The organism is Nocardiopsis sp. CNR-923 (assembly GCF_001942255.1).
Taxonomy (GTDB): Bacteria; Actinomycetota; Actinomycetes; order Streptosporangiales; family Streptosporangiaceae; genus Nocardiopsis.
The window spans coordinates 154,673-171,905 of record NZ_MKKC01000098.1 but is presented as its reverse complement, the minus strand read 5'-3'; the positions used below and the strand labels follow the sequence as shown (position 1 = coordinate 171,905).

The 17,233-nt window shown below is 72.0% G+C and carries 7 protein-coding genes, 3 tRNA genes and 7 pseudogenes; 10 read left to right on the top strand and 7 right to left on the bottom strand.

The annotated features are described in order from the left end of the window. The first annotated feature begins 87 nt into the window (after positions 1-87). The 3 genes from BJF83_RS17585 to BJF83_RS17575 all read left to right on the top strand — a co-directional run bounded on the left by BJF83_RS17585 (position 88) and on the right by BJF83_RS17575 (position 468). Positions 88-159 (top strand) — tRNA-Gln (locus BJF83_RS17585). Between the two features lie 50 nt (positions 160-209). Then, positions 210-286: transfer RNA gene (locus BJF83_RS17580), tRNA-Glu, on the top strand. A gap of 109 nt (positions 287-395) precedes the next feature. Continuing rightward, positions 396-468: transfer RNA gene (locus tag BJF83_RS17575), tRNA-Glu, on the top strand. A gap of 336 nt (positions 469-804) precedes the next feature. Here BJF83_RS17575 and BJF83_RS17570 read toward each other — a convergent pair. After that, complete coding sequence (locus tag BJF83_RS17570) at positions 805-1,488, bottom strand: IclR family transcriptional regulator (protein WP_075927163.1); 684 nt, start codon at positions 1,486-1,488, stop codon at positions 805-807. A gap of 155 nt (positions 1,489-1,643) precedes the next feature. Between BJF83_RS17570 and leuC the strand changes: the two are divergent. The 3 genes and pseudogenes from leuC to BJF83_RS17555 all read left to right on the top strand — a co-directional run bounded on the left by leuC (position 1,644) and on the right by BJF83_RS17555 (position 4,301). Continuing rightward, positions 1,644-3,049: pseudogene (gene leuC / locus BJF83_RS17565) on the top strand (3-isopropylmalate dehydratase large subunit). Positions 3,050-3,078: 29 nt separating this feature from the next. Then, entirely contained in the window at positions 3,079-3,669 is a 591-nt protein-coding gene (gene leuD, locus BJF83_RS17560; RefSeq protein WP_075927140.1) for a 3-isopropylmalate dehydratase small subunit, read from the top strand. Positions 3,670-4,019: 350 nt separating this feature from the next. Next, a complete protein-coding gene (locus BJF83_RS17555) occupies positions 4,020-4,301 on the top strand; it encodes an HU family DNA-binding protein (RefSeq protein ID WP_075927139.1) in 282 nt (93 codons plus the stop codon). On the opposite strand, the pseudogene cofC reads toward BJF83_RS17555, so the two are convergent. Continuing rightward, positions 4,282-5,026, bottom strand: a pseudogene (gene cofC / locus BJF83_RS17550) (2-phospho-L-lactate guanylyltransferase). The gene BJF83_RS17555 and the pseudogene cofC overlap by 20 nt on opposite strands. A gap of 238 nt (positions 5,027-5,264) precedes the next feature. Between cofC and BJF83_RS17545 the strand changes: the two are divergent. The 4 genes and pseudogenes from BJF83_RS17545 (at position 5,265) to BJF83_RS17530 (ending at position 9,551) form a co-directional block, all read left to right on the top strand. Continuing rightward, positions 5,265-6,076, top strand: a pseudogene (locus BJF83_RS17545) (lysophospholipid acyltransferase family protein). Between the two features lie 8 nt (positions 6,077-6,084). Beyond that, positions 6,085-7,139 (top strand): annotated as a pseudogene (locus BJF83_RS17540) (NAD(P)H-dependent glycerol-3-phosphate dehydrogenase). An 11-nt stretch (positions 7,140-7,150) separates the two neighbouring features. After that, the gene (locus BJF83_RS17535; protein ID WP_075927138.1) at positions 7,151-8,368 is read left to right on the top strand and encodes a PLP-dependent aspartate aminotransferase family protein; all 1,218 of its coding nucleotides are present in this window, start codon (positions 7,151-7,153) and stop codon (positions 8,366-8,368) included. Between the two features lie 60 nt (positions 8,369-8,428). After that, positions 8,429-9,551 (top strand): annotated as a pseudogene (locus BJF83_RS17530) (D-alanine--D-alanine ligase family protein). A 333-nt stretch (positions 9,552-9,884) separates the two neighbouring features. Here the strand turns inward: BJF83_RS17530 and BJF83_RS17525 are convergent. The 5 genes and pseudogenes from BJF83_RS17525 to BJF83_RS17505 form a co-directional block, all read right to left on the bottom strand. Then, positions 9,885-10,463 (bottom strand): annotated as a pseudogene (locus BJF83_RS17525) (EI24 domain-containing protein); the annotation flags it as partial. Positions 10,464-10,652: 189 nt separating this feature from the next. After that, a pseudogene (gene cydC / locus BJF83_RS17520) lies at positions 10,653-12,418 on the bottom strand (thiol reductant ABC exporter subunit CydC). Continuing rightward, positions 12,415-14,205 carry a thiol reductant ABC exporter subunit CydD gene (cydD, locus tag BJF83_RS17515; RefSeq protein ID WP_075927137.1) on the bottom strand — a complete coding sequence of 597 codons (1,791 nt, stop codon included), beginning with the start codon at positions 14,203-14,205 and terminating at the stop codon, positions 12,415-12,417. Before cydD ends, cydC begins: the two are co-directional and overlap by 4 nt. Before the next feature lie 232 nt (positions 14,206-14,437). After that, positions 14,438-15,529, bottom strand: coding sequence for a cytochrome d ubiquinol oxidase subunit II (cydB, locus tag BJF83_RS17510; RefSeq protein WP_075927136.1), 1,092 nt, complete (start codon positions 15,527-15,529; stop codon positions 14,438-14,440). 12 nt (positions 15,530-15,541) lie between these two features. Continuing rightward, a complete protein-coding gene (locus tag BJF83_RS17505) occupies positions 15,542-16,981 on the bottom strand; it encodes a cytochrome ubiquinol oxidase subunit I (RefSeq protein WP_075927135.1) in 1,440 nt (479 codons plus the stop codon). Between the last annotated feature and the right edge of the window lie 252 nt (positions 16,982-17,233).

Sequence of the window (17,233 nt, the reverse complement as noted above, 5' to 3'; positions counted from 1 at the left end):
TCGCGAGCACTCTGAATGTCCGCTAGAGTTAGCGACGTCGCCGAGGGGGACGAGGAAGCGAGAGCGGCCAGGTCCTTCCGAAAGCACTGGGGTATGGTGTAATCGGCAGCACGACTGATTCTGGTTCAGTTAGTCTAGGTTCGAGTCCTGGTACCCCAGCTCCGGTCTCACGGTTGTCCGTGAGCCGCACGGGTCATCGACCACAACGTGCGCCCCGTCGTCTAGTGGCCTAGGACGCCGCCCTCTCAAGGCGGTAACGGCGGTTCGAATCCGCTCGGGGGTACCACAGGGAGAGGCTTCCACCGCGTGGGAGCTTTTCTCCTGGTCGGCGCTTGTCGTCGATGTCCGGTTCGAGCGGGTATCGTAGTCTTCGCGATCGCGCTTGGATCGTCCTGGCCCCCGTCGTCTAGTGGCCTAGGACGCCGCCCTCTCAAGGCGGTAACGGCGGTTCGAATCCGCTCGGGGGTACACGTCACGGAGGGCCCCGCTCGTATGGAGCGGGGCCCTCGTCGTGCCCGGGGTCGACCCGACGGGTCAACTCCCCCGGCCGCGCGTCGCGGAGAGCGATCGGCGACCGGATGAGCCGGTCGTCCCGGAAGCCGTGGACGTGCGCGCTCGCCTCGCCGCGCGGTACCCGTGCCGCGGGCGCCGGATCGGCCCGGGGTGGTCGCGAGGTGGACGCCGTGTGGCGGCTCGGACGTTCTATCCGCGCCGTCCCCGCCAGCTCACCCCGACCCCGCTGCCGAAGGCCCTGATGCCGTGCGTCGGCGGGTCGGGCGTTGCCGACCTCAGCGGTCAGTGCGCCTAGCGGCCCTCGTACGTGTGCAGCGACTCGCTGATCCGCTCGGCGGCCGAGAGCACCGCCTGGGAGTGCATCCGTCCGGGTGAGCGGGTCAGGCGCTCTATCGGTCCGGAGACCGAGACGGCGGCGATCACCCGGCCGCCCGGGCCGGACACGGGAGCCGACACCGACGCCACGCCCTGCTCGCGCTCGGCGACGCTCTGGGCCCACCGGCGGCGACGCACCTGGGTGAGGCTGGCGGCCGTGAACCGGGCGCCCACGAGGCAGCGGCGGATGCGGTCGGGGTCCTCCCACGCGAGCAGCACCTGGGCGGCCGAACCGGCGTTCATCGGGAGTTCGCTGCCGACCGGCACGGTGTCCCGAAGGCCGCTGGTGCGCTCCGACGCGGCCACGCAGACCCGCAGGTCGCCCTGGCGGCGGTAGAGCTGGGCGCTCTCCCCGGTCAGGTCGCGCAGCTGGACGAGCACGGGCGCCGCCACGGCCAGGAGCCGGTCCTCGCCGGTGGCGATGGAGAGCTCGCCCAGGCGCGGGCCCAGCACGAAGCGGCCCTGGCTGTCGCGCCCGACCATGCGGTGCCGCTCCAGGGCGACGGCCAGACGGTGGGCGGTGGGCCGTGCCAGACCGGTGATCTGTACCAACTGGGCCAGGGACGCCGGGCCCGACTCCAGGGCGTCGAGGACCGACATCGTCTTGTCCAACACACCGACGCCGCTGGATGAGCTAGAGTTGTCCATGGCTTGATATTGCCGTCTCGAAATATGGAATGCAAGTCAGCCCGCACGTCCGCGCTGGGTCCACCTCCGTCCGGACCCGAGACGAAGAACGAGAGAGGCGATCGCCCATGGCACGCACGATGGCCGAGAAGGTCTGGGAGGAGCACGTCGTCCGGCGTGCCGACGGCGAGCCGGATCTGCTCTACATCGACCTCCACCTGGTGCACGAGGTGACCAGCCCGCAGGCCTTCGAGGGCTGCGCCTGGCGGGTCGGTCCGTGCGGCGCCCCGACCTCACCATCGCGACCGAGGACCACAACGTCCCCACCCAGGACCTGTTGGCTCCGATCGCCGACCCCGTCTCCCGCAAGCAGGTCGAGACCCTGCGCAAGAACTGCTCGGACTTCGGCGTGCGCCTGCACCCGATGGGCGACATCGAACAGGGCGTCGTGCACGTGGTCGGCCCCCAGTTGGGCTTGACGCAGCCCGGCATGACCATCGTCTGCGGTGACAGCCACACCAGCACGCACGGCGCGTTCGGCGCGCTGGCCTTCGGTATCGGCACCAGCCAGGTCGAGCACGTTCTGGCCACCCAGACCCTGCCCATGGCCCCCTTCAAGACCATGGCCGTCACGGTGAACGGCACGCTCAGGCCGGGTGTGTCCGCCAAGGACATCATCCTCGCGGTGATCGCCAAGATCGGCACCGGCGGCGGCCAGGGCTACGTCATCGAGTACCGCGGCGCGGCGATCGAGTCGCTGTCGATGGAGGCCCGCATGACGGTGTGCAACATGTCCATCGAGGCGGGCGCCCGCGCCGGGATGATCGCCCCCGACCAGACCACGTTCGACTACGTGCGCGGGCGCGCCCACGCCCCGAAGGACGAGGACTTCGACGCGGCCGTCGAGCACTGGAAGAGCCTGCGCACCGACGAGGGCGCCGTCTTCGACGCCGAGGTGGTCCTGGACGCCGACGAACTGAGTCCGTTCGTCACCTGGGGCACCAACCCCGGTCAGGGCGTGCCGCTGGACGCGTCCGTGCCCGACCCGACCTCCTTCGAGGACCCCACCGCGCGCGCAGCCGCGGAGAAGGCCCTGGCCTACATGGACCTGGCCCCCGGCACGCCGATGCGCCAGGTGAGCGTCGACACCGTGTTCCTGGGCTCGTGCACCAACGGCCGTATCGAGGACCTGCGCACCGCCGCCGAGATCATCCGGGGCCGCAAGGTCGCGGACGGCGTGCGCATGCTGGTCGTCCCCGGCTCCATGCGGGTCAAGGAGCAGGCCAACCAGGAGGGACTCGGCCGGATCTTCGAGGAGGCCGGCGCCGAGTGGCGCGAGGCCGGGTGCTCCATGTGCCTGGGCATGAACCCCGACCAGCTCCAGCCCGGTGAGCGCAGCGCCTCCACCTCCAACCGCAACTTCGAGGGCCGCCAGGGGCGCGGTGGCCGCACCCACCTGGTGTCGCCGCAGGTGGCCGCCGCGACCGCCGTGCGCGGGATGCTGTCCTCGCCCGCAGACCTGGTGTCCCTGTAGGGCCCCGACCAGCTAGGAGAGACCTGTTCATGGAGAAGATCGACGTCCACACCGGTCGGGCCGTGCCGCTGCGCGCCAGCAACGTGGACACCGACCAGATCATCCCCGCCGTCTACCTCAAGCGTGTGAGCCGCACCGGGTTCGAGGACGGCCTGTTCGCCGGGTGGCGCGGGAGCGACCCCGACTTCGTCCTGAACCGGCCCGAGCACTCGGGTGCGTCCGTGCTGGTGGCCGGCCCCGACTTCGGTACCGGCTCCTCGCGTGAGCACGCTGTGTGGGCTCTTCGGGACTACGGCTTCCGCGCGGTGCTGTCGTCGCGCTTCGCCGACATCTTCCGGGGCAACTCGCTCAAGGGCGGGCTGCTGACCGTCCTGCTGCCCCAGGAGGTCGTCGAGAAGCTGTGGGACATGGTCGAGGCCGACCCCACCACCGAGGTGACCGTCGACCTGGTCAACCGCGAGGTCCGCGCCCCGGGCGTCCAGGAGGCCTTCGAGCTGGACGACTACACCCGTTGGCGGTTGATGGAGGGTCTGGACGACATCGCCCTGACGCTGGGCCACACGGAGGGGATCGCGGGGTTCGAGCAGGCTCGCCAGCGCTGGCTGCCCGTGACCCAGTAGACACCGGATCGTGTCCTGGGCGGGGGCTGGAGGGCGGTGTGACGCAGCACACCCACCGGCCCCCGAATATTTTACCTTTACTTGGTGTGACCAGTCGCTTGCGGCCTTTGCGTCCTTAAGCGCGCCGCGCGCCGTGCCCGGAATCCGGTTATACGTAGGCATTTGAGGCTCACACGCGGGGGCAAAAGGGGCGCGTGGGACGGTGTCCCGCGAGCTGGGGCCACTGCCTTCCGTGGCTGACGCGCAGGTGGGCGCGGGCTCGACACGCCTTCTCCACAGGCGTTTGTATTTGTGTAAGGGGCCGGGCTTCCCCTAATTTCGTGCGAGCAAGGGGGAACCGGAGGAACCTTATGAACAAGCGTGACCTGATCGACGCGATCTCCGCGCGTCTCGGAGACAAGAAGACCGCGACCGAAGCGGTCAATGCTGTGCTCGAGACCATTCAGACCACAGTGGCGTCGGGCGACAAGGTCGCCATCACGGGCTTCGGTGTGTTCGAGAAGTCCGAGCGTGCGGCTCGTACCGCCCGCAACCCCGCCACCGGGGCCACCATCAACGTCCCCGCGAGCTTCGTTCCGAAGTTCCGTGCTGGCGCTGACTTCAAGGCCCTGGTCAACGACGGGAAGAAGTAGTTCCATCGCCGAACGGCGACGGGTCGGTACCGCCCGGGTCCCCCACGGGGGCCCGGGCGGTACGCGTCCGCGCGACCGTGTCGACCGCGAGGCCGTGCCCGTCCCTCCGCGCCAGCACCAGCAGGTCCCGCGTGCGCGCCCCCACACCGAGACGGACCGCCGCCCGCAGGTCCTCGGGAGTGTCCACGTCCCGCCGGACCGAGTCCACGTCCTCCAGGACCAGTTCCCGGGCGCGGAGGCCAGATGCCGGACGCGTGAGGCGCCCTCGAACGCGGGGCGGAACGGCTCCCCGGGCGCGAAGCGAGGAGTGTCGTGCCCACTCCGGGCGCGTCTGGGAGGAAGGAACGGCGTCGGTCCGACGCCGAGGACAGGACGCGGGCGAGTTCTCCCGGGCGCAGCGCGGGCAGGTCTGCCGACAGGGCGCACAGCCCGTTGCCGGGGAGGCGCCGCCGGGCGACCGCGGCCCCGTGCCGAAGCGCGGGATTGAGCCCCGTGCCCGGTTCTCCGCCCACCACGACCGCGCCGAGGGCCCCCAACGCCTCGCCGGCCCGGACGTCGTCGGTCACGGCGAAGACCGCGTCGACGCGTGCGCAGGCGAGAGCGGCGGTCACCGTGTCGCAGGCGACGGCCAGTGCGAGCTCGCCCCGGAGGGGGCCCGCGGCACGGGCCAGTCGCGACTTGGCCCGATCGAGGTGCTTGACTGGGACGATCAGGGACCAGCGCACCCCGGCGCCTCGGCCCCGTCTCGCTCTCCAAAGCCGGTCACGGTCCCCCCGGAGATGCGGCAACGACAGTGACACGAGGGTAGGCGTTCGCGGCGCGGGGCGGCGCGGGCCCGACGGGTCGGACACCCACCCGGTGACGTGCGTCTCCGGGCTGGAGGAGCGGGTACCGACGCGCCCTAGACTGAACCGGTTGTGCTTCGGGGCCGGACGGGCCCGCAGCGATGGAGTGAGGAGTCCCGTGGCCGAGCATCGAGAATCACGGTGGGTGAAGGTGGTCGTGGCGAGCATCGTGCGCCCCCTCCTGCGACTGGTGACCAAGCCCGTCTGGCGGGGGACCGAGAACGTGCCCGCCCGGGGCGGCGTGATCATCGCCGCGAACCACCTGTCCACCGTCGACCCCCTCACGGTCGCGCACTTCATGTACGTGGGCGCGCGGCGCTGGCCGACCTTCACCATGAAGGACGCGGTCATGCGGATTCCGGTGGTCCGGTCGGTCGCCAGGAGCACGGGGCAGATTCCGATCAAACGCGGCACCACCGAGGCGGTCAAGGCGCTGCGCGAGGCCGAGCTGGCGCTCACCAGGGACGGAGCCTCCGTGATCTTCTACCCGGAGGGGACCTGCACGCGCGACCCCCGGCTGTGGCCGATGACGGCCAAGACGGGTGTGGCCCGCCTGGCGCTGACCACCGGGGTTCCGGTGGTTCCGGTGGCGCACTGGGGCGAGCAGAGGCTCCTCCCGTACCAGGGGGAGAAGAAGCTCAGCCTGTTCCCGCCCAAGCGCGTGGAGTTCCTGGCCGGACCGCCGGTGGACCTGTCCCGCTTCCGGAACAAGCCGCTGACCGCCTCGGTCCTCGCCGAGGCCACGGAGGCCATCATGCGCGACATCACCGACCTCCAGGCGAAGATCCGGGGCGAGGAGCCCCCGGCGGTCCCCTACGACATGAAACGGGCCCGGGTCGAGGCCCGGGCCGAACACGCGGATGAGACGGACGACGCCGAACCGGCGGCGGACGGGCCCCGGACGACGACAACGGGAAGAACCAGGCGTGACGGGACGGATGGGCAGCGACGAGGTGAGGATCGCCGTTCTCGGCGCGGGTTCCTGGGGAACCGTGTTCGCCAACGTCATCGCGGACGCGGCCGACCAGGCCCGGGTGGAGGATCCGGGCGGCCCGGCGGTCGAGGTCGTGCTGTGGGGGCGGCGCTCCTCGGTCGTGGACGCGGTCAACGAGACCTCGCAGAACCCGGACTACTTCCCGGGGATCGCGCTCAACCCGCGGTTGCGGGCCACCGCCGACGCGGCCGAGGCGCTGTCCCGGGCGGACGTGGTGGTGCTGGCGGTCCCCTCGCAGTCGCTGCGGGCCAACCTGGTCCAGTGGCGGGCGCACCTGCGCGACGACGCGGTGATCGTCAGCCTGATGAAGGGCGTGGAGCTGGGCACGCTGCTGCGGGTCAGCGAGATCATCGCCGAGGTCCTGAAGTTCCCCGAGGAGCGGATCGCCGTGGTCTCCGGGCCCAACCTGGCGCGGGAGATCGCTGAGCGCCAGCCCGCCACCGCCGTGGTGGCCTGCCCGCGCGAGGAGACGGCGGTGCGTCTGCAGACCCTGTTCCGGGCGCCGTACTTCCGTCCGTACACCAGCACCGACCTGGTCGGGGTGGAGATCGGCGGTGCCATGAAGAACGTCATCGGGCTCGCCGTGGGCGTGGCCGAGGGGATGGGTCTCGGGGACAACACCAAGGCGTCCCTCATCACGCGCGGACTGGCTGAGAGACGCGTCTCGCGGTGACGCTGGGGGCTGACGAGCACACCCTGTCCGGGTTGGCGGGCATGGGTGACCTCGTGGCGACATGCTCCTCACCTCTGTCGCGGAACCGGACCTTCGGTGAGAAACTGGGCGCGGGCAAGACCCTGGAGCAGGTCGTCGCGGAGACCAGGCAGACGGCAGAGGGGGTCAAGTCCTCGGAGTCGATCCTCGAACTGGGTTGGCGGCACGGCGTGGACATGCCGATCACCGAGGCCGTCGTCAAGATGATGCACCACGACCTGAGCCCGGCGCAGGCGCTGGCCGCGTTCATGGCGCGCAGCACCAAGCCCGAGCGCTACGGAGTCTGAGAGAGGGCGACATGCCGCCTACACCCGCACCGGGGCCCGACACCGAGCACACCCTGGCCCAGAACCTCCCGCACCCTCCCGTCCCGGCCGAGCGGCCGATGCGGATGCCCGTCCACCGGGCCACCACCTACGCGTTCGACACCTCGCGGGAGTACGCGGACGTGCTGGCGGGGCGGCGGGAGGGGTACTCCTACGCGCGGATCGACAGTCCGACGGCCGACGCGTTCGCCGCGGGGGTCGCGGCACTGGAGGGCAGCGGATCGCGGACGCCGGTGCGGGGTCAGGCCTTCGCGTCGGGCATGGCGGCGATCAGCACGGTGCTCATGGCGCTGACGGAGTCCGGGGCGCACGTCGTGGCGGCACGGTCGATCTACGGCAACACGTACTCGCTGCTCGACGGGCTGCTCCGCCGGTTCGGCGTGCGGACGGACTTCGTGGACATCACCGACCCGGAGGCCGTGCGGGCGGCCGTGCGACCCGACACGGCCGTGCTGTTCACCGAGACGCTGTCCAACCCCACCACGGCGGTGTCCGACCTGCCGGCGCTCGCGCGGATCGCGCGGCAGGCGGGCGCGGTCTTCGTCGTGGACTCGACGTTCGCCTCCCCCGCGGTGTGCCGTCCGCTGGAGCACGGGGCGGACGTCGTGCTGCACTCGGCCACCAAGTACATCGGCGGCCACAGCGACGCCACGGGCGGTGTGGCGGTGGCCGCGCCCGAGCTGATCGACCGGATCCGCGCGGCCCGGATCGACCTGGGGCCGTGCCTGGCCCCGGACGAGGCGTACCTGCTGCACCGCGGGTTGGAGACACTGCCACTGCGGGTCCAGCGGCAGTGTGAGACCGCGGCCGCGTTCGCCGCCGCGCTGGAGGGGCATCCCGAGGTGGAGCGGGTCGACCACCCGTCCCTGGCCTCGCACCCGCAGGCGGAGTTGGCCGCGAGGCTGTTCGACGCCGGGCGGTGCGGTGCGGTCGTGACCGTGCACCCGCGGGGCGGTCGGGACGCGGGGATGGCCTTCGCCGACCGGATCAGGCTGGGCACGGTCGCCGCCTCCCTGGGCGGGACGCACACGCTGGTGGGACACGTGGCCTCCACCTCGCACCGCACGATGGGGGAGACCGAACTGGCGGACGCGGGTATCTCACCTGGAGCGGTGCGGTTCTCCATCGGTCTGGAGGACCCCCGGCACCTCATCGAGGACGCTCTCACAGCGCTCGGCGGGGACATGTGACGCGAACGGGATGGTTTCCTGTTTCCGGTTCCATGAAAAGGCGAGATAGGGTCAGGCAGCATGTCGTCCGAGCAGCGCAAGATTCGCGTCGCCGTCGTCTTCGGCGGTCGCAGTTCCGAACACGAGATCTCCTGCGTCACCGCGGGCAGCGTCCTGTCCGTGATCGACCACGACCGTTACGAGGTCGTGCCGGTCGCATCACCAGGACCGGCAACTGGGTCCTGACCTCGGCCGACCCCGAGCGGTTGCGGATCGACGGGGAGACCAAGGCGCTGCCGGCCGTCCCCGAGGACGGCGCTGACCTGGCGCTGCCCTTCGACGCCGCCGGTCAGTTGATGACCGTCGACCCGGAGCGCGGCGTGGAGCGACTGGCCGGTGTGGACGTCGTGCTGCCGTTGCTGCACGGGCCCTTCGGCGAGGACGGCACCGTCCAGGGCCTGTTCGAGATGATGGGCGTGCGCTACGCCGGCGCGGGGGTGTTCTCCAGCGCGGCGGCCATGGACAAGGCGTTCATGAAGGCGATGCTCGTCGGCAACGGGATCGCGACCAGCGACTACGTGGCGATCACCGACCGCCAGTGGCGGACCGAGCGCAAGAAGGCGCTCGACGACGTCGCCGAACTCGGCGGGACCGTCTTCGTCAAGCCCGCTCGCGCGGGCAGCAGCGTCGGCATCAGCAAGGTGGGCGACGCCGGGGACGCCGACGCGGTGATCGCCGCCGTCGAGGCCGCGCGGGAACACGACCCCAAGGTCATCGTGGAGGCCCAGGTCCTCGGGCGCGAGATCGAGTGCGGAGTGCTGGAGGCCGAGGACGGCGGTACGCCCGACGTCTCCCTGCCCGCCGAGGTGCACGTGGCGGACGGGTTCGACTTCTACGACTTCGAGGCCAAGTACCTGTCCACGAGCAGCCTGACCATCCCGGCGCGGATCCCGGATGAGGCCATCGCCCGGCTGCGCGCGCTGGCCGCCGAGTCTTCGACGCGATGGGCTGTGAGGGCCTGGCCCGGGTGGACTTCTTCTACACCGAGGACGGCGGGATCCTCGTCAACGAGCTGAACACGATGCCCGGGTTCACCCCGGCGTCGGCCTTCCCCCAGATGTGGGAGGCGACCGGAGTGGACTACGCGACGCTCGTCGACCGGATGATCACGACGGCCCTCCGGCGGTCTCCGGGCCTGCGCTAGCGACCCGAAGAGCGGGCGACCGAGCCGGTCACCCGCTTCACGTGCGCGGGGGAGGTCGGAGCGGGGGTCAGTTCCGGGTGGGCGGGCGCCCCGGGCCTGGGGAGTCCAGGGGAAGCCTGGAGCCGGAGGGGTCCCCGGTCCGCCCGGGTGCCGCCGCCCCTGGGGAACTCCCGGGGGCTGGGGGCCGCCGTATGGGAGCGCGCCGCCTCCGGTCCGCTGGGCGTCGGCGCCGAGCAGTTCCCGGGCCAGGATGGTGCCGCCCGCCGCGGCCGCGGGGAACACCACGATCGCCACGAACGGTATCGCCAACAGGAAGTACGTGGGCACCGCGTACCCGAGGACGCGCAGCCGCCGGGTGGCCATGTACCCGCGGCGGTCCCGGACGAGCAGCAGGTCGCGCCGGTCGAACGCCCCGGCCAGGAGTTCGATGGCGAGCAGCCACCCGCCGAGCGCCGCCGCCAGGACCGCCCCGGCGACCTGCCCGATCAGGGGGACGAACCCGACCGCGAACACGACCAGGGTGACCGCGAGCGAGGCGAGGATAATCCCGAGCGACTGGCGGACCGCCCGCACGATGGAGGCCGCCAGCGGCTCGTCGGACCCCTCGGGCGCGTTGCCCAACTGCTCCTCGACCAGTTCGGTGATCTTGTCGTAGATCGGCGCGCCCAAGGCCAGCGTCACGGTCGTGAAGGTCACGACCATGACCAGGACGGCGCTGACCGACACCGCCACGGCGACCGCGCCACGCAGGACGTCGCGCCAGAGGGGGGTCCACCCCTCCGAGAACGGCGTCGCCCACGCCGCCAGATCGGACACGTTGACCAGCAGGGTCACGAACAGCGCCAGGAACACCAGCGACGTGAACAGCGGAGGCAGCGCGCCCAGAACGAAGAGGCGCGGACTGCGCACCATCATGCCGAAACCGCGCACGAGCGCGCCCGCACCACCGAGGACTTCGCGAAGAGACTTGATCACGCACGCACCCTAGAGGATGGGTCCGCCGGTGTCAGCCGCGCGGATCGCCAGGGGGCCGGGGTCTGGCCCGCCCGGGCAGGGCATCCCTGACCATCTCCTGGAAATCGCGTACGCCTGTCGTGGCGGTCAGTGGGCGCTCACGGTCCGGAACCACCCCTCCTCCCGGGACAGCTCCGCGTGGGTGCCCGATTGGATCACCCTCCCCTCGCGCACGACGTAGATCCGGTCGACCCGCTCCAGACCCGCCAGGTCATGGGTGATCAGCAGGGTCGAGTAGCCCTCGGCCGCGTCGAGCAGGTCGTCGATGACCGCGTCGCGGGTGTCCGGGTCCAGGTGCGCGGTCGGCTCGTCCAGGACCAGGACCCGGGGCGACGCGAGCAGGGCGCGGGCCAGCGCCAGCCGCTGCACCATGCCGCCGCTCAGTCCGAGCCCGTGCGTGCCCACCCGGGTGTCCAGGCCCTCGGGCATCGCGGTGACCTCGTCCGCGAGCCGGGCCCGGCGCAGCGCCGCCCACAGCTCGTCGTCCTCCGCGCCGGGCCGCGCCAGCCTGAGGTTCTCCCGGAGCGTCGACGCGAACACGTGCGGATCCTGCGGCACCCCCGACACCAGGGCGCGCACCTCGTCCGCCGGGTAGGCGGTCACGTCCGTGCCGCCGATCTCCACCCGCCCCGCTTCGGGGTCACGGAACCGCAGCAGAACCGACGCCAACGTGCTCTTGCCCGCGCCGCTCGGCCCGATCACCGCCACCGTCCACCCGGCCGGGATCTCCAGGTCCACCCCGTCCAGGGCCCAGGGCTCCTCGGGGCCGTACCGAACGCGCAGGTCCCGAACGCGCACCGTCGGATCGCCGTCCGGCTCCAACCCCGTACGAGCGGGCGGCGCGACGGAGGGCGGCGCGTCCAGTACCCCGAACAGCCGCGCCCCGCTGGCCCGGATCGCCCCCAGCTTGGCGGCGACCGCGGGCAGCGGCGCCACGATCTCGAACGCCGCGAGCGTGGTCAGCACCAGCACGGCCAGGGACACCGCGCTCAGCGTGCCGCCCTCCACCGCGGTGACGCCCAGCAACAGCGCCGCCCACACGGTGAGTCCGGTGATCAGCGCGGTCGCCCCCGCGCCGAAACCGAGGATCGCCGCGTCACGCCGCTCCATCCGGGCCAGCTCGCGTCGGCGGCGTACACGCGTTCCACCTGCCGGTCCATCGCCCCGTAGGCCACCAGGTCCGGTGCCCCGTGCAGGGTGTCCACGAGAGCGGTCGACAGCTCGCCGCGCGCCCTGGCCTGCCGCCGCCCCGGGCCCCGGCCGAGCGCCGCCGCCGCGAGCGGCACCGCCAGACCGGCCAGCAGCAGCCCCGCGGCGAGCAGCGGACCGCCCGGCACGTACACCGAGGTCAGGAAGAGCACGGTCGCGCCGCCGGTCACCACCGACACCAGCGGCGGCGTCAGTCCGCGCACGAGCAGGTCCAGCGTCGCCTCGGTGTCGTTGACCAGTCGTGACACCAGGTCACCCGACCGGAACCGGCCGAACGGCTCGGTGGCCGCCAGGCGCTCGTACACCCGCACCCGCACCTCGGCCAAGGTGCGGAACGCGGCGTCGTGGGTGACCAGGCGTTCGAGGTAGCGGGCCACACCACGGCTGACGCCCAGGGCCCGGGTGGCCACCACGGCCACCCCGAGCGCGGTGATCGGCGGATGGTCGGCGGCGGTCGCGAGCATCCACGCCGCCACACCCAGCAGGGCCACCCCCGCGCCGGTCGCGGCCGCTCCCAACAGCACGCCCAGCGCGAACCGGCTCCCGCGCGGCCACGCAAGGGCGACCATCCGCAGCAGCGGGTCCCGGCCGTGGGCGGGCCCGTCCGTGCCGCGTTCCAGGGGGACCTCCGCCTCGGTGCTCATCGCGCCACACTCCGCTCCAGGCTCCGCGGCGGCAACGTGGCGACGCGCGGCGCGGCGCCGAGCACGTCGCGGGCCCACCCGGTGTCGTGGGCGACGATGACGGCGGTCCGGCCCTCCAACAGCCGGGCGACCGCCGTGCGCACCGCCGCGGCGTTCTCCGGATCCAGGTGGGCGGTCGGTTCGTCGAGCAGGACCAGCGGCGCGTCGCGGCACAGCGCCCGCGCGAGCGCGATCCGCTGCCGTTGACCCGCGGACAGACGCGCGCCGCGTTCGCCCAGCCGGGTGCCGTATCCCTCGGGGAGCGCGGAGACGAACGCGTCGGCCTCGGCCCGCCGCGCGGCCTCGCGCACCCGTTCCATGGACGCGTCCGGGGCGCCGAGCCGGATGTTGTCGGCCACCGAGACGTCGAACAGGTAGGGGTGCTGGGGGACCCAGGCGATGCCGCGTCGCCAGTCCTCCGCCGGGACGTCCTCCAGCGGTGTCCAGTCCCCTCCGGGCGCGCGGACGCTGATCCGGCCCTCACCGGGTTCGTGCAACCGCAGCAGTAGGGACAGCAGAGTCGTCTTGCCCGCCCCGCTGGGCCCGGTGAGCAGAACGTGCTCCCCGGCGGTGATCTCCAGGTCCAGGCCGCTCAGCGCGGGCAGGTCCCGTCCGGGGTAGCGCACACCCACACCCTCCATGCGGATGTCCCCGCCGGTGGTAGGGGAGACTCCGCCGGTCGGCGCGTGCTCCCTCCGGTCCCTCGCTCCGGCCTCGGGCTCCCGCCGATCCCCGGCCTCGGCCCCGCCGGCGCGGCGGTGGGCGCCGCGCGTGCGGTCCAGTTCGGTGAAGACCTGCTCGGCGGCGGCCACGCCCTCCATGCTCGCGTGGAAGCGCGCGCCCACCTCGCGGAGCGGCAGATAGGCCTCGGGGGCCAGGATCAGCACGAGCAGGGCCGTCTGGTAGTCCATGTAGCCGCCCAGGAGCCGCAGTCCGACCTCCACGGCCACCAGCGCCACCGCCAGGGTGGCCAGCAGTTCCAGCGCGAGCGCCGACAGGAAGGCGACCCGCAGGGTGCCCATGGTCGCCCTGCGGTGCTCCTCGCCCACTCGTCGGATGACCGCGGCCTGGGCCTTGGCCCGGCGGAACACCGCGAGCGTGGGCAGCCCCTCCACCACGTCCAGGAAGTGCCCGCCCAGACGGCTCAGCAGCCGCCACTGCCGATCGGTGCGCGACTGGGTGTGCATCCCGATCAGCGCCATGAAGACGGGGATCAGCGGCAACGTCACCAGGATGACGGCGCCCGAGATCCAGTCGGCCCAGAACACCACCGCCAGTACGGCGAGCGGGACGATGGCGGACAGCACCAGTTGCGGCAGGTAGCGGGCGAAGTAGTCGTCGAGCGCGTCCAAGCCCCGGGTGGCCAGGGTGACCAGCTCGCCCGCCTTGGGGGAGCCCGCCTCGCCGTCGACCCCGGGCTCCGCCGTCCACACCCGACCGGAGCCGGTCACGTGCGCGACCAGGCGTCTGCGCAGCTGGGACTTGGTCCGCGCGGCGCTGTGCAGGGCGGAGGTCTCGGCCAGGTACGAGAGCGCCGCCCGGGCCACGGCGACCCCCGCGACGGCCGCGATCGCCCATCCCAGGGTCTGTGTCCCGGCGCCTTCGGCCGCCCCGGTGATGGTGTAGGCGAGCAGCCAGGCCTGTGCCAGGATCAACCCGGTGAGGAGCACCCCACTGGCGACGGAGACGGCCAGGTGGACCCGGACCGCGTCGGCGGTGCGCACCAGGCGTGGGTCTAGCGGTTTCAACCAGGTCTCCTTGCCGGGGACGGTACGGCGGGACGCTCTCGACCCTACTCACTGGATCCGAGGCGCGGCAGGGTCTCCCCTGCGGCTGTGGACGGCGCCGGACGGACCCGTCCGAGCGGGGAGGCGTGCACGGAGGGCCGCGCGCGGAACGTCCGTGCGGGGCGATGCGCACGGACGTCCCACACGCGGTGGCTACGGCGCCGGGGTCGGCGTGGAGCCTCCCCCGGTCCTCCTACCCGGGCCCGTCACCGCCGGCTCCCGCCTCATCGACGGGGGCCGGCGCTTCGGTGGCCGGGGCGCTGGCGCCCGCTCGGCCCGCGAGGAGGTCGCCCGTGACCTGTGCCCCGGTCACGCGGCGTCGGAACACCCAGTAGCTCCACCCCTGGTAGAGCACGACCAGCGGCAGGAACACCACGGCCACCCAGGTCATCACCACGAGCGTGTACTCGCCCGAGGCCGCGTTCGACACGGTCAGGCTGAACGCCGGGTCGGTGGTCGAGGGCAGCACGTTCGGGAACAGCGACCCGAACAGGGTCGTGGACGCCGCCAGGACGGTCGCGGCGGTCAGGGCGAAGGCCGCCCCCTCCTGTCCGCGCGAGGTCGCGGCGACCCCGCCCACCAGGGCCACGGCGGCCACCACGGCCACTGGCAGGGTCCAGGGCGCGCCGTGGGCCACCTGGGTCCAGACCAGGAAGGTCGCTCCGGCGGGGACCGCGACGCACGAGGAGACCAACGCCGCCCGCCGGGCCCGGACCCGCACCGGGCCGTCGGTCTTGAGCGTCAGGAACACCGCCCCGTGCAGGGTGAACAGCGACAGCGTGGTCACACCGCCGAGCAGGCCGTAGGGGTTGAGCAGGTCGAGGAGGCCGGCGGTCACGATGTGGTCGGCGTCCATGGCCACGCCCCGGACGATGTTGGCGAAGGCCACCCCCCACAGGAAGGCCGGAATGACGCTCCCGAGGAAGATCGCCCGGTCCCACCAGGCGCGCCAGGGCGCGCTGTCCCGCTTGCCCCGGTACTCGAAGGCCACGCCTCGCGCGATCAGGGCGACCAGGATGAGGAGCAGCGGCAGGTAGAACCCGCTGAACAGGGACGCGTACCAGGCGGGGAAGGCGGCGAACATCGCGCCGCCCGCCGTGAGCAGCCACACCTCGTTGGCGTCCCAGACCGGGCCGATCGCGTTGATCGCGACCCGGCGGTCGACGGAGTCGCGCCGACCCATGAAGGGCAGCAGCGTGCCCACTCCGAAGTCGAACCCCTCCAGGACGAAGTATCCGGTCCACAGGACCGCGATGGCGACGAACCAGACGACGGTCAGTTCCATGGTCCTCGGCTCCTAGTAGCTGAAGTGCGGGATGCGGGCCTCGTCCTCGTCGTCCACCAGTTCGGGGACGAGGTGCGAGGGCCCGGCCTTGACGTACTTGACCAGCAGCCCGACCTCGACCACGAAGAGGACGCCGTAGAGGGCGGTGAGGACGGCGAGGCTGGTGGCGACGGTCCCGAGGCCGACCCCGGGGGAGACGCTCGCGGCGGTGAGCAGCTCGCCGTGGACGGTCCACGGCTGGCGTCCCATCTCGGTGAGCACCCAGCCCAGGATGTTCGCGGCCAGGGCCGCGGGCAGGGCGAGCATCCCCAGGATGTGGAACCACGGCCGGGGCGAGCGGCCGCCCCCGGTCAGGAGGAGCCCCAGGGCCGCGACCGCGACCCCGGCCATTCCGAGACCGATCATCAGGCGGAACGCCCAGTACACGACGAACACGTTGGGCGTGTAGTCACCGGGGCCGTAGTACTCCTCGTAGGCCTGTTCGAGGTCGTTCATCCCGTGCACCTCGCCGTCGAACTCGCCGGTGGCCAGGAAGCTGAGGACGTTGGGCACGGTCACGTCGATGGGGTTGTACCGGGCCTCGGTGTCGCCGACGGCGAAGGCGGAGAAGTCGGCGCCCTCCTCGGTGTCCCACAGGGCCTCGGCGGCGGCGAGCTTCATCGGCTCGTACTCGGCGGCCAGTTTGGCCTGGTGGTCGCCGGAGACGACCACGATCACCCCGGCAAGGAGGGTGAACACCAGCCCGACCCTGAGCGTTGCGCGGAACAGGGCGCGTTCGCCCTTGGGCGGGGCCACGCCCGCCACCCCGGTGTCGCCGTGCCGCGCGTCGCGCCAGAGCTTGTAGCAGCTGACGCACACGACGAACAGACCGGCCGTGATGAACGCGGCCGACACGGTGTGCAGGTAGGTCGACCACGCCTGGTCGTTGCCGAGCACGGCCCAGATGTCGGTGAGCTGGGCGCGACCGGTCAGCGGGTCGACCTCGTAGCCGACCGGCCGCCGCATCCACGCGTTGGCCGCCAGGATGAAGTAGGCGGACAGGTTGGTGCCGATCGCCACCAGCCAGACGCAGAGCAGGTGCACCGCGCGCGGCAGCCGGTGCCAGCCGAAGATCCACAGGCCGATGAAGGTCGACTCCAGGAAGAAGGCCAGCAGGGCCTCCATCGCCAGCGGGGCGCCGAAGACGTCCCCGACGAAGCGGGAGTACTCGCTCCAGTTCATCCCGAACTGGAACTCCTGCACGATCCCGGTGACCACGCCCATGGCGAAGTTGATGAGGAACAGCTTGCCGAAGAACTGCGTCGCCTGGAGGTACTCGTGCCTGCCGGTCCGGTACCAGACCGTCTGGAGCACCGCCACGATGAAGGACAGCCCGATGGTCAGGGGTACGAAGAGGAAGTGGTAGATCGTGGTGATCCCGAACTGCCACCTCGCGAGATCAAGAGCTTCCATGCCCACCTCTCAGGTACCGACTGGCCGTAGTACTACGAACTGTAGTGCTACGACGCGTCGTAAGTCCGGGCGGCCCCGGGATAACGCCTGGCCGGTGCGCCGTCGGGGGGTGGGGCGGGGGCCGTGACCGTGGCGGTGGATCGTGCGAGGTCGCCCGTTCTTGCTGGGGGAGGGCCTCTGCCTGCGACAACGCGGCCGTGTTGGGGGTCGGTCCCACCATGGCGGGTGATGGTGGGCACGGGAGGGCGTGTG

Excerpts from the sequence above, each read along its gene's own strand:
- BJF83_RS17505 (WP_075927135.1), bottom strand. The coding sequence starts at position 16,981 with ATGGAAGCTCTTGATCTCGCGAGGTGGCAGTTCGGGATCACCACGATC.
- leuD (WP_075927140.1), top strand. The coding sequence starts at position 3,079 with ATGGAGAAGATCGACGTCCACACCGGTCGGGCCGTGCCGCTGCGCGCC.
- BJF83_RS17570 (WP_075927163.1), bottom strand. The coding sequence starts at position 1,488 with ATGTCGGTCCTCGACGCCCTGGAGTCGGGCCCGGCGTCCCTGGCCCAG.
- cydB (WP_075927136.1), bottom strand. The coding sequence starts at position 15,529 with ATGGAACTGACCGTCGTCTGGTTCGTCGCCATCGCGGTCCTGTGGACC.
- BJF83_RS17535 (WP_075927138.1), top strand. The coding sequence starts at position 7,151 with ATGCCGCCTACACCCGCACCGGGGCCCGACACCGAGCACACCCTGGCC.
- BJF83_RS17555 (WP_075927139.1), top strand. The coding sequence starts at position 4,020 with ATGAACAAGCGTGACCTGATCGACGCGATCTCCGCGCGTCTCGGAGAC.